Annotated in this window: 10 protein-coding genes; 3 read left to right on the top strand and 7 right to left on the bottom strand. The window is 45.6% G+C overall.

What is annotated here, in order from left to right:
• Positions 1–5: 5 nt before the first annotated feature.
• Complete coding sequence (gene yfmT, locus NSQ83_RS04250) at positions 6–1,463, bottom strand: benzaldehyde dehydrogenase (protein WP_003244104.1); 1,458 nt, start codon at positions 1,461–1,463, stop codon at positions 6–8.
• Positions 1,464–1,712: 249 nt separating this feature from the next.
• Here yfmT and NSQ83_RS04245 point away from each other — a divergent pair, with 249 nt between their 5' ends.
• The 3 genes from NSQ83_RS04245 to NSQ83_RS04235 all read left to right on the top strand — a co-directional run bounded on the left by NSQ83_RS04245 (position 1,713) and on the right by NSQ83_RS04235 (position 5,239).
• Positions 1,713–3,098: an amino acid permease gene (locus NSQ83_RS04245; RefSeq protein WP_015715491.1), complete on the top strand. Its 1,386-nt coding sequence runs from the start codon at positions 1,713–1,715 to the stop codon at positions 3,096–3,098.
• A 92-nt stretch (positions 3,099–3,190) separates the two neighbouring features.
• Positions 3,191–3,898 (top strand): YjjG family noncanonical pyrimidine nucleotidase, encoded by a 708-nt coding sequence (locus tag NSQ83_RS04240; RefSeq protein WP_015252588.1) that lies wholly within the window; start codon positions 3,191–3,193, stop codon positions 3,896–3,898.
• A 111-nt stretch (positions 3,899–4,009) separates the two neighbouring features.
• Complete coding sequence (locus NSQ83_RS04235; RefSeq protein ID WP_003243467.1) at positions 4,010–5,239, top strand: MFS transporter; 1,230 nt, start codon at positions 4,010–4,012, stop codon at positions 5,237–5,239.
• 30 nt (positions 5,240–5,269) lie between these two features.
• On the opposite strand, the gene NSQ83_RS04230 is transcribed toward NSQ83_RS04235, so the two are convergent.
• The 6 genes from NSQ83_RS04230 to ltaS1 all read right to left on the bottom strand — a co-directional run bounded on the left by NSQ83_RS04230 (position 5,270) and on the right by ltaS1 (position 12,242).
• Positions 5,270–6,205: a putative nucleotide-diphospho-sugar transferase gene (locus tag NSQ83_RS04230; RefSeq protein WP_015252589.1), complete on the bottom strand. Its 936-nt coding sequence runs from the start codon at positions 6,203–6,205 to the stop codon at positions 5,270–5,272.
• A complete protein-coding gene (locus NSQ83_RS04225) occupies positions 6,206–7,384 on the bottom strand; it encodes a glycosyltransferase family 2 protein (protein ID WP_003233779.1) in 1,179 nt (392 codons plus the stop codon).
• A 28-nt stretch (positions 7,385–7,412) separates the two neighbouring features.
• Positions 7,413–8,324, bottom strand: coding sequence for a putative nucleotide-diphospho-sugar transferase (locus tag NSQ83_RS04220; protein ID WP_015715489.1), 912 nt, complete (start codon positions 8,322–8,324; stop codon positions 7,413–7,415).
• A 23-nt stretch (positions 8,325–8,347) separates the two neighbouring features.
• Entirely contained in the window at positions 8,348–9,316 is a 969-nt protein-coding gene (locus NSQ83_RS04215) for a GDP-mannose 4,6-dehydratase (protein ID WP_003244102.1), read from the bottom strand.
• Positions 9,317–9,322: 6 nt separating this feature from the next.
• The gene (locus NSQ83_RS04210; RefSeq protein ID WP_014479136.1) at positions 9,323–10,087 is read right to left on the bottom strand and encodes a glucose-1-phosphate cytidylyltransferase; all 765 of its coding nucleotides are present in this window, start codon (positions 10,085–10,087) and stop codon (positions 9,323–9,325) included.
• 235 nt (positions 10,088–10,322) lie between these two features.
• Positions 10,323–12,242: a lipoteichoic acid synthase LtaS1 gene (gene ltaS1, locus NSQ83_RS04205; protein ID WP_198878967.1), complete on the bottom strand. Its 1,920-nt coding sequence runs from the start codon at positions 12,240–12,242 to the stop codon at positions 10,323–10,325.
• Positions 12,243–12,284 lie beyond the last annotated feature (42 nt).

Here is a 12,284-nt window from a genome sequence, read left to right as displayed (position 1 = left end):
TTTCATTAATAAGGGAAGCTGCGTTTTTCGTGCTGGACCGAGATCCATTTCAGCGTTGTAAATTCTTCGAGGCTCCACTCACCGTTTAAACGGCCGAGGCCTGATTGCTTTTCACCGCCGAAGGCTACATTCGGTTCATCATTGATGGTCGTGTCATTGACGTGAATCATGCCCGTTTCAATGCGTTTCGCAAAAGCCACGCCGCGCTCAAGATTTGACGTATGTACGGCACCGCTCAAGCCAAACGGGGTTTCGTTTGCGATATCCACCGCCTCGTCTTCTGAATCAAACTTCATAAAGGAGACGACTGGTCCGAACAGCTCTTCCTTGGCAATGCTCATGAACGGTTTGACGTCTTTTAAGATCGTCGGTTCCACGATCGTCCCGTTAAATCCGCCAAGCTTCACTGGTACAGCGCCTTCTTCAATTGCTTGCTCTACAGTCTTCATCAGCCCGTCCGTCTGTCTGCTGTTGATTAATGGCCCGATAATCGTATCAGGATCCATTGGGTCGCCGACTTTCAGCGATTCCACTTTTGCCTGGTACAGCTCAAGGAACTTGTCATAAATAGAAGAATGAACAAGCACGCGGTTGGCTGACATGCAAATCTGTCCTTGATGTGTAAATCGGCTGAACACCGCCGCATTGACCGCATATTCTATATCTGCATCCTCAAGTACGATGAAGGCACTGTTCCCGCCAAGCTCAAGAAGCGGCTTTTTAAAATGCTTCATCGCAAGCTGTCCGATGTAGCTGCCGACTTTCGTAGAACCGGTAAATGAGATGATCCGCGGCACTGGATGCTCAACGAAGCTGTCGCCGATTTCAGCAATGTCTGTGACAACAACATTCAGCAGCCCCGCTGGAATTCCCGCGTTCTCAAAAATTTTCGCAATCAGCGTTCCGCCGCAAATCGGCGTTTCCTCATGCGGCTTTAGCACAACGCCATTGCCGGCTCCGAGTGCAGGCGCCACTGATTTCATAGATAAAAAGAATGGGAAGTTAAACGGACTGATGACACCGACAACGCCTGCCGGCACGCGATATAATCTGTTTTCCTTGCCATCTATTGTGGACGGAAGAATTTTCCCCTCCATGCGGATTGGGAACGTTGCCGCTTCTTTTATGATGTTTTTGACAAGACCGATTTCAAAAGCTGCTTTGAGCCTTGTACCGCCTAGCTCCTCCATAATCAAATAAATAATGGCTTCTTCATTTTCTTCAATATACGTGACGGCTTTTTCTAAAATGGTTCTTTTCTCGAACGGGTTGACCGCATCCCATTTTTTCTTTGCCAGCGCCGCTGCCCGATACGCTTCATCTACATCGTCAGCAGTCGCTTTACGGAATGTTGTGAATGTTTTTTGAGTATAAGGATTTTTGTTTTCCAATACATTTGGGCTGCTGCCCTCCTGCCATTTCCCGCCGATAAACTGTTTATTCAACTCTTCATATTGAAACATGGTCAGCATCTCCTTTATAACCGCAAATCAAAATATGGGCGAATCTATTTTTTCTATCGGTTCATCTTGCATAAAATTGAATATACGATTAGTAAAAGTTACTATCCTATGATACGACAACGCTGTTTCGCTTCTATCATTTAAAGCAGAAAAATATTTTATTGACTGCGTCAAATTTCGACAATATAATACAACAAGAAATGCATATAATGATTAGAATATTTTGAATATTTCTAGGAGGAACTTTTGATGAGTTCATTATTTAGAAAAAAACCGCTTGAAACATTGAGTGCGCAGAGCAAGTCAAAAAGCCTTGCCCGTACGTTAAGCGCATTTGATTTAACCTTGCTCGGTATCGGTTGTGTCATCGGTACAGGGATTTTTGTCATTACAGGAACAGTGGCAGCGACCGGTGCAGGTCCCGCCCTCATCATATCGTTTATTTTAGCGGGGCTCGCCTGTGCGCTGGCTGCTTTCTGTTATGCTGAGTTTTCGTCTTCCATTCCGATTTCGGGAAGCGTGTACTCATACTCATACGTGACACTTGGAGAGCTGCTCGCCTTTTTGATCGGATGGGATCTCATGCTTGAATATGTCATTGCACTGTCGGCGGTTGCCACCGGCTGGTCTTCATACTTTCAATCACTGCTTGCCGGCTTCAATCTTCATATTCCGGCTGCACTGACAGGAGCGCCGGGAAGCACGGCGGGCGCCGTATTTAACCTTCCGGCTGCGGTGATCATTCTCCTCATCACTGCGATTGTCAGCAGAGGCGTCAAGGAAAGCACACGCTTTAACAACGTTATTGTACTGATGAAAATCGCGATCATTTTATTGTTCATTATTGTCGGCATCGGCTATGTGAAACCGGACAACTGGTCTCCTTTTATGCCATTCGGGATGAAAGGCGTCATACTTAGCGCTGCCACTGTATTCTTCGCGTACCTTGGGTTTGACGCGGTTTCAAACGCATCAGAGGAAGTGAAAAATCCGCAAAAAAACATGCCCGTCGGCATTATTTCAGCTCTAGCCGTCTGCACGGTTCTGTACATCGCGGTATCGCTTGTGCTGACAGGCATGATGCCTTATGCCAAATTGAATGTCGGAGATCCTGTATCTTTTGCGCTGAAATTCGTCGGACAGGACGCTGTTGCCGGAATTATTTCTGTCGGTGCGATTATCGGGATTACGACGGTGATGCTCGCTTTGCTGTACGCTCAGGTTCGTTTGACATTTGCCATGAGCAGAGACGGCCTTCTGCCTGGATTGTTCGCAAAGGTTCATCCGTCATTTAAAACCCCGTTCCGCAACACATGGCTGACAGGGATCGTTGCAGCGGGAATCGCCGGCTTTATTAACCTCGGAACGCTGGCCCATCTGGTGAACATGGGAACACTTGCCGCGTTTACGGTCATTTCCGTTGCTGTCATTGTGCTAAGAAAAAAACATCCTGAAATCAAGGCGTCCTTCAGAGTGCCGTTCGTTCCGGTTGTGCCGATTATCAGCGCAGGCATCTGCCTTTGGTTCATGTACAGCCTTCCCGGCGTCACATGGCTTTCATTTGTCATCTGGATCGCTGTCGGAACGCTGGTTTACTTCCTATATTCGAGAAAACACAGCTTATTAAACAAATAATCTCTTTTCAGCCGGCGGTGCCTCACCCGCCGGCTTTTTCCTTTTTTTATGTGCTATACTTTGAATACATATGAGGAAAGGGAGACACACAGATGAAACGATACCGCACTTTATTATTTGATGTAGATGATACCATCCTTGATTTTCAAGCGGCAGAAGCTTTAGCCCTGCGTTTGCTGTTTGAAGATCAGAACATTCCTTTAACAAATGACATGAAGGCGCAGTATAAAACCATCAATCAAGGTCTCTGGAGAGCCTTTGAAGAAGGTAAGATGACACGGGATGAAGTCGTAAACACACGTTTTTCCGCTTTGCTCAAGGAGTACGTTTACGAAGCGGACGGCGCTTTGCTTGAGCAAAAATACCGCCGCTTTCTTGAAGAAGGACATCAGCTTATTGACGGTGCATTTGATCTCATCTCAAATCTGCAGCAACAGTTTGATTTGTACATCGTGACAAACGGCGTGTCTCACACACAATATAAGCGTCTCCGTGATTCAGGATTATTTTCATTCTTCAAGGACATTTTCGTTTCTGAAGACACAGGCTTCCAAAAGCCGATGAAGGAATATTTCGATTACGTATTTGAACGGATTCCTCAATTTTCAGCAGAGCACACATTAATCATTGGGGATTCACTGACTGCTGATATCAAAGGCGGACAGCTCGCCGGGCTTGATACTTGCTGGATGAACCCTGACATGAAGCCGAATGTGCCAGAGATCATACCAACCTATGAGATTCGTAAGCTTGAAGAGCTATATCACATTTTGAATATCGAAAATACTGTCAGCTGCTAATCAGGCTGACGGCGTTTCTTTCATAAGAGTCTTTTTTCCTCTTGATAAATTCTTCACCTTATGAATAATATGGTGGTATGCTTTGGTTATATATGTAAGGAGGAGACTCAATTGGCTATCGCCGCCCCGTTAAAAGAAAAAACAGTTCAAAAACCAGGCACCACGGTGTATCCGATTTTGATTATTATCGGAATTTGCCATATGCTCAACGATTCGCTTCAGGCTGTGATTCCGGCCATGTTCCCTATTTTGGAACGCTCCATGAGCCTGACGTTTACACAGCTCGGCATCATTGCTTTCACATTAAACATGGTGTCATCCGTCATGCAGCCTGTTGTCGGCTGGTATACCGATAAACGGCCGCGGCCGTATGCGCTGCCAGTCGGTTTGACCGCCAGCATGCTTGGCATTTTGGGCCTTGCATTTGCCCCGTCATTCATAACGATCTTATGCTGTGTGTTTTTCATTGGATTAGGCTCGGCCATTTTCCATCCGGAGGGCTCCCGTGTGGCGTATATGGCCGCCGGCACAAAACGCGGGCTCGCCCAGTCGATTTATCAGGTGGGCGGAAACTCAGGCCAGGCGATGGCGCCGCTGATCACCGCGCTGATCCTTGTGCCGCTCGGGCAATTCGGCGCTGTTTGGTTCACGCTTGTCGCCGCGCTTGCTGTTATGTTTCTCATGTATATTGCGAAATGGTACGCCTCACGTCTCGGCAGCCTTGCCCAGAAATCAGGCAAGCAAAAGAAAACGGCTGAAAACACGGCCATCACCAAATCTGTTGTATCTGCTCTTATTATTATTATATTTCTCATTTTTGCTCGTTCTTGGTATACGAGTGCGATCGGTAACTTTTACACGTTTTACGCGATGGATACATATCACGTAAGCATTCAGCAGGCACAAAGCTATATTTTTGTCTTCTTGCTGTTCGGCGCGATCGGCACGTTTCTCGGCGGCCCGCTTGCAGACCGTTTTGGAAAACGCTTCGTTATTCTCGGTTCGCTGTTATGCTCGGCGCCGCTGGCGATTGTGCTGCCATTTGCCGGCCCGGTTCTCGCCTATGGCGTGCTCGCATTGATTGGCTTGGTTCTGATGTCGAGCTTTTCTGTAACGGTCGTCTACGCACAGGAGCTAGTTCCTGGAAAAATCGGCACAATGTCCGGTTTAACCGTCGGGCTTGCCTTCGGGATGGGCGCAATCGGCGCTGTGGCGCTGGGCGCTCTGATTGACGCCGCGGGCCTGACACCGACGATGATCGCCATTGCCTTTCTCCCTGTTCTCGGCATCCTTGCCTTCCTATTGCCAAGTGACCAGAAGCTGAGAGAATGGCATAGCTGAAAAAACCCCTGCCAGGCGGCAGGGGGTTTTTTAATCCAGCTGGATAAAATGAGTGTCAGGCACTGCGTGCTTCGGGATAAAGCCATCCGCAAAGTCCGGAAACGCCGACTGTATTTCATCAATCCATCTTTTCAGATTTAATATATACGGCATATAAATCATCTCAATTGTCGCTTCGTCTTCAATCCGGTAGTACCAGCAAAGATTAAACTCTTTTTCTGTCACCAGTGTAAACCCAGAGAAATGATAGAAAATCAGCGGCGTTTCATCTATATACACGCGGCCGTCCTTTTGCCCGACCTTATAGTTTTCGATATTCCAAAGCGCTGTATTGGCTCCTATTGATTTGACAACATGAACACCTTTAAACTGCTCCGGCCATTTCTCCACATATCTTTGATCACCATATGTCTTTCGTTCCGTATCCATTTCGACCGTGCAAAATTCAATACAGTCCTGTCTCCACTGCCACACCGCTTCATATGCTTCCTTTGTATTACCGGCGCCGACAAAGCCTGTATTAAAGCGTCCGGTTCGGTCGTAGTAGGACATGAAGCGCGGCGAATTACGATGATCAGTCAAATACAGAGACGCCGTTGGGTTTTCTGCAAAAATACGTGCCGGATCAGAAAAGAAAAATAGATCCGTATCCATATGGGCAAAGTATTCAGCGTCATCCCACTTGCTCATCACATGAAACAAAAAGGCGGGCTTTAACGTCCAGCAATATTCATGAAACGTTCTGTTGCTTTTCGCTTTCAGCAGCTCCGGGTCTTCCATTTCATGCAGCTGCACAAAGGTTACATGCTCCCATGGAACGTGCTGAAGCAATTCATACGCTTTCTGGTCGACACACAGCACATATAAATGAAAATCATCGCAATGCTCATGGAGAGAATGAATCATAGGCATGAGCTTAAAGATATGTGTCCTTGACACTATCGTTGAAAAATGAAATGTACTCACTTATACCACATCCAATGATCTAAGATCCACGTGCAGCAAATCGTTGACAAGCGCATACAGTGCGTTGGCAAAATCGTTCACGCCTAGCTTTTTCTTCGCCTTAGGCAGAAGCTTGCGGACAGTTTGTAAATCAAAGCTTTTCGCCGTCACCCTTGGGGATTTCTTTCGCCAATCCGGATCAATGTTGCGCTCTTTAACAACATGCAGAAGCTCAAGAAACAGATTCAGCAGCATATCATATTTCTGTGATTCCAGCAGCTTTTGAATATCAGCCATGATTCTGTTCGTCATGTCAGGCGGGAACGGCCCATTAAAAGCGAGATGAACGTCTAAGGAGCGGATGTTATTGTATTTATCGCACATATAGGCAATGTTTGCCCGAATATCGTCTACAGACTTACAATTGCTTGGATGTTCCTGATGAACACTGACAATATCACGGCGAAGCCTGAAGGTCAATCCGGCCTGATGAAGCCTGATCCCGAGGTCATAATCCTCAAACCCGTACCGCACAATGCCTTCGTCAAATAAACCGAGGTCAACCACATGCTTGCGTTTCACAGAGGAATTATTCGTGATAAAAAAGCGCCATGGCATATGATAGCCTTTCAAGTCATCGCCGTACTCATCTAAAATCTTCTTGAGCACGTCTATAAAGTCGGTATCGAGGTCAAAGCTTTTATCAAGAAAGCTTCCGTTTTTGATGTCCGCTTCCTCCAGCAGCTTTTGTTTGTCTTTCTTCGGCATTTCACCTGTGAGCTTTGCGAGCTGTTCCTTATGTTCTTCTTCAAATCGTTCATAGTAAAAACTGTAGATCCGTTTCCAAAACAACCCGCACACGACGAGATTCTCTTCGTTCTCATGGGCTTTAATATGTTTTGCCACAAGGTCCTTTGCCGCAAGCATATCGCTGTCATGGAAAATCAGGATGTCTCCTCTGGCATTGCGAAGCGCCTGATTTCGTCCGTACGCAATGCCCCTGTTTTCTTTAATCCGTGTAAAGATCAGCGGAAAATCAGCTTGAAATGACTCAAGCATCGAGAGCGTCCCGTCCTCAGAGCCATTGTCCGCTACAATGACTTCGAATTCTTCATCGCACTCCTGCTGGTTTAATGACAGAAGGCTGTTGTAAAGACGCTCCTTCGAATTATATGCAGGAATAATAACGCTTGCTTTCACTTCATTTTCACTTCCTGTATTTACTCATTTATTTGTTGTCATCTTTTGAAGCAAAACCGTTAAATTCAGGGTCTAACGTTTGCATGTGCTGAATGATATGCGGCAGTGTCTCTTGATACAGTTCATGCACAAACGGCAGATCTGTGCGGGTTGTTTCATGAATCTGTTTGATTTCATTGATGCTGACGATTCGGTATCCGCTGAAATGATAAAAGATCAGCGGACTGCCATCCTCCAGCACGATCCGGCCATCATTCCAGGAAAACGTATGCTGCCCATAATTCCAATGCCCGATGTTCACGCCGGGTGTTGTAATGTCACACACATTCGGAAACAGCTCAGACATATAATCCAAATAGCCCTGATCACCGAATTTTCCTTCACCCGGTGCATTTTTGCATTCCTCAAGACAGCGTTCCTTCCACCACCCCAAGCAATCCGTGCCTGCATCATCATGCTTGAAGCTGATAAACCCGGAATTATATCTGCCTAAAAGACGCTGCAGCATGTCAATCTGCTCTTTCTCAAAAGAAGGGATTACAATATCCCCCCGTGAAAGCAGCACCGAGCAGTCCGGCTGGTTTTCAAAAATCGGCGATGGATCTGCATAGAAAAAGAGATCCCCGTCAATATACGTCACACGCTCCAGCTCAGGATTGCTGTTCAGCACAGCTTGCAGAAAGATCGGCTTCATCGTCCAGCAATACTCACTTTGATCTCTAGTTTCCTTCAGCTTCAATAGCAATTCATTTTCAAGAGCGGCCACCGGCACAAGGTTCAGCTGCTTCATCTTCAGCTTCTGTAACACGCGGTGCGTATCTTCATCCATGCAAAGTATAAAAATGGGACTGTCTTGATCAACTTGCTCTAACGACTTAAACAAAGCGACTGCCTGATATAATCTTCCTTTTGATAAAACGGTGCAATACGCGCTGGTCACAGTCTTGTTCACCTCGTTTCACATTACTTTTTGAAGAATTCCGTATACCACTCAATCGTTTTTTCAAGTCCCTCATCAATAGTGTAGGCCGGTGTCCAATTCAGCAGCTTTCTTGCTTTTTCCGCGGATAAATATTGATGTTTGATTTCATTGCTTCCCTGATTCAGCACCTTAGGTTTCAGATTACTGTTCATTTTCTTTAATATTTTCTCTACCAGTTCAAGTACGGTCAGCTGGATCTCATTGCTGAAGTTAAAGGCCTCTCCGGCAAGATTGTTTTCTTCCATTTTTTCTGCAAGAAGCAGATAAGCCTGAACGGCGTCTTCAATATAGAAGTAGTCCCGTACAAAGGTGCCGTCGCTTCGGATTTCCGGCGCTTCCCCGTTCAGCACAAGCTGAATCGTCTGAGGAATGATGCGGTTGAAGTTCAAATCTCCGCCGCCGTATAAGTTTCCGCAGCGCGTAATGCAGACCGGAAGCCCGTACGTGTGAAAATAGGTGTGGCTGATCAGATCTGCGCAGCTTTTTGAGACGTCGTACGGGTGCTTGCCTTGCAGCGGCATGTTTTCATCGTATGGAAGGTTTTCTTGATCGCCGTAAGCTTTATCACTTGAAGCGACAATGACCCGCTTAATTAACGGATGCTTGCGGCAGGCTTCGAGAATATTCCAGGTGCCGAGGATATTCGCTTCAAAGGTAGAAATCGGGTTGCGGTTTGCCACGCCGACAATCGCTTGTGCAGCAAGATGAAAGACTGTGTCGATCTCATACTCGCCAAGCGCGCGTTCAATCACAGCCAAGTCCTCAAGAGAGCCCCGCACGATGTTCATTTTCTTGATATGTTCTCCCTGATAAAGATTGGATTGAGGCACATGATCCCTGACAAGCCCCGTAACGTTTGCGCCCTGTTCAATCAGCTCTTTCACCAAATAGCTTCCTAAAAGACCTGTGCATCCCGTGACAAATACGTTTTTATTTTTCCAGAAACTCAAATCGATTCACCATACCTTCCATACTTGTTGTCCTTGATTCCACATTTTGTTGACTTCTAAGAGATTTTTATACGTATCGATGGCCGTCCAAAATCCGTAATGGCGGTACACAGCAAGCTCCCCGTCTTTGGCAAGGTTCTTCAGCGGTTCATCTTCGAACATCGTGTTTCCGTCCTTCGGCAAATAATCGAAAACCTTTGGACTGAGAACGAAGAATCCGCCGTTGATGATTCCGTCACTTGATGTCTTCTCAGAAAATGTTTTCGCCATGCCGTCCTCAACCGTCAAGGTGCCAAACTGCGAGACTTTGTCAATGCCGGTGACAGTCGCGGCAGCACCTTTTGTCTGATGATAGCTGATGAGATGGAAAAGATTGATATTGGCCAGCCCGTCCCCATAGGTAAGCAGAAATGTTTCATCACCGATATAGTCTTTCGCCTGCAAGATTCTTCCGGCTGTCAGCGTATCTTCCCCAGTCTCCAAAAACGTAATTTTCCACGTTTCAGGCTGCCCCAGCATCTGTACCTCTCCCGTAGAGCTGTCGAGTGTCAGACTGTTGTGCTTCCATTCATAGTCAAGAAAGTATTCCTTGATTTTTTCTCCTTTATAGCCCAACAGCAGAATAAACTCGTTTACTCCGTAGTACTGATAAATTTTCATAATATGCCATAGAATCGGTTTGCCGCCTATCATGGCGAGCGGTTTAGGAATGTCATTCGTGACTTCACTCATTCTCGTTCCTTTTCCGCCGCAGAGAATGACTGCTTTCATCTCTACCCCTCATCTCTATGAATATTGAGTTCGAAACCTGGTACATCTTCACAATCTATCAAGGCATTTCCCCGATAATTTGTCCGATTTCAATCCGGTTTCAAAATCTACTGTAATGATATGAGAGAAAGCCAGCCTTGGTGACCAAATGGAATCTATTTTTTCAAGTTGGTTGTATAACCAAAAAAAGAGCCTTGAGCGAAGGCAATACGCCCGCTCAAGGCTCTTTTTCATCTTATTTGATTTCTTTTTCCTTGCCGTAATGATAGTCTGACGGATCAACGGCTTTGAAATCATTTAGTTTATGGAACCTCAGCAAGTCTTTGTACAGGACACTGTCTGAAAGGCTCAGCTGCTGGTTCACTCTTGTTTTCAGATTCTTCGTTTCTTCATTCGCTTTCAGTTTTTCACCTGTCTTCGTATCGTAAATGATATTGTCGACTGATGTGTACTTCGGCGTTACGAAGTCTCCGTTTCTGAATGCCACCGTATCGTCGTGGTCTTTAGAGAATAAATCAGTACCAAAGTTGATATATTTCTGAGAATCAATTCCTTCTAAGTGCAGAAGTGTCGGCATGACGTCAATTTCGCCGCCATACGTATGGTTCACTCCGCCTTTTTTGCCAGGAACGCGGATCATCAGCGGCACACGCTGGTTCTGTGCGTTTTGATAATCTGTGATCTCTTTTCCAAGAATCTCTTTCATCGCTCGGTTATGGTTTTCAGAAATACCGTTATGGTCACCGTAAATCATGATGACTGAGTTGTCATACAGGCCGGCTTCCTTCAGCTCCTTGAAGAATTGCTCAAGCGCTTCGTCAAGGTAACGCGCTGTCTGGAAGTAGCTGTCAACTGTGTTATCGCCTGTTGTCGCTTTTTTAAGAGACGCGTCTTTTTCATCAAGGTTAAACGGATAATGGTTTGTCAATGTAATCAAATGCGCATAAAATGGCTGTTTAAGAGATTCAAGCTTTGGAATCGATTCTGTAAAGAACGGCTTATCCTTAAGCCCCATATTAATCACATTTTCATCTGACATATCATACGTGCTTGCGTCGAAGAACTTGTCATATCCGATATGTTTGTAAATCTGGTCACGGTTCCAGAACGATTTGTAATCACCATGCAGGACGGCGCTTGTATAGCCTTCCTTCTGGTCTAAAATCGCAGGAAGCGACTGGTAAGTGTTTTCGCCTTTCGTCACAAACGCGGAGCCTTCAGGAAGACCGAAGATCGAGTTATCCATTGTCAGCTCGGCATCAGATGTTTTTCCCTGGCCTGTCTGATGGAAGAAGTTATCAAAATACGTCACATCTTCCCCGCCGTGCGCAAGTTTATTTACGAAAGGCGTCACCTCTTCACCGTTTAGCTTGTAGTCAATCAGGAATGACTGGAAGCTTTCGAGGTGGATTTTAATGATATTTTTGCCTTTGGCAGAGCCGAAGTACTCGGCGTTCGGTTTCGCATAATGAGACGTCGTGTAATTCTCGACACTTGTTAAATCATCGCTGCTTGCATAGGCCCGTTGCGTTTCTGTTTGAGCCGTCTGCACACCGTCATAAATGGTGTAGTTGTAAAGACCTAAATACTTCACGATATAATTGCGGTCAAACGTTCTTGTTAGCAGCTGCGGACGGTCTTTTTCCGCATAGTGCAGGTTGATGAAAAACAGTGCGATCCCAGAAAGGATCACTAAAGACGCAAAGCGTTTTTTCATTTTGTATTCTTTTAATTCAGGTCTCCAGATCAATACCGCAATCAAAATGATAATATCTAAGAAATAGAAAATATCATGACCGGCCATGATACTGAAAATCCCGTCTCCCATGTTTCCAACGTTTCCGGACTGTTTAATGTTCGGGAACGTCAAGAAATCGTCAAAGAAACGATAGAATAAAATATTTGCATATAACACAAATGTCATCAAGAAATCGATAATCAGCATAATAATGGCTGATTTACGCCCTTTCGCCAGCAAAGCCAGTCCTAAAAAGAAGACGGCGCTTGAGAATGGGTTAAATATCAGGAGGATCTCCTGAGTTGTGCCTTTTACCCCAAGATTAAACTCAGTCTTGTAGGATAAATACGTTTTTGCCCAAAACAGTATAACAGCCAGCACAAAAAAGCTAAGTTTGTAAGAAAAAAGTTTCTTCATGGCAACCTCTACTTTCTTAAACACTTTAAGTTCTTCATTCAT

Origin of the sequence: Bacillus sp. PS217 (assembly GCF_037963535.1) — a bacterium.
Taxonomy (GTDB): Bacteria; Bacillota; Bacilli; order Bacillales; family Bacillaceae; genus Bacillus; species Bacillus subtilis.
This window is presented reverse-complemented; position numbering and strand designations above follow the sequence as displayed.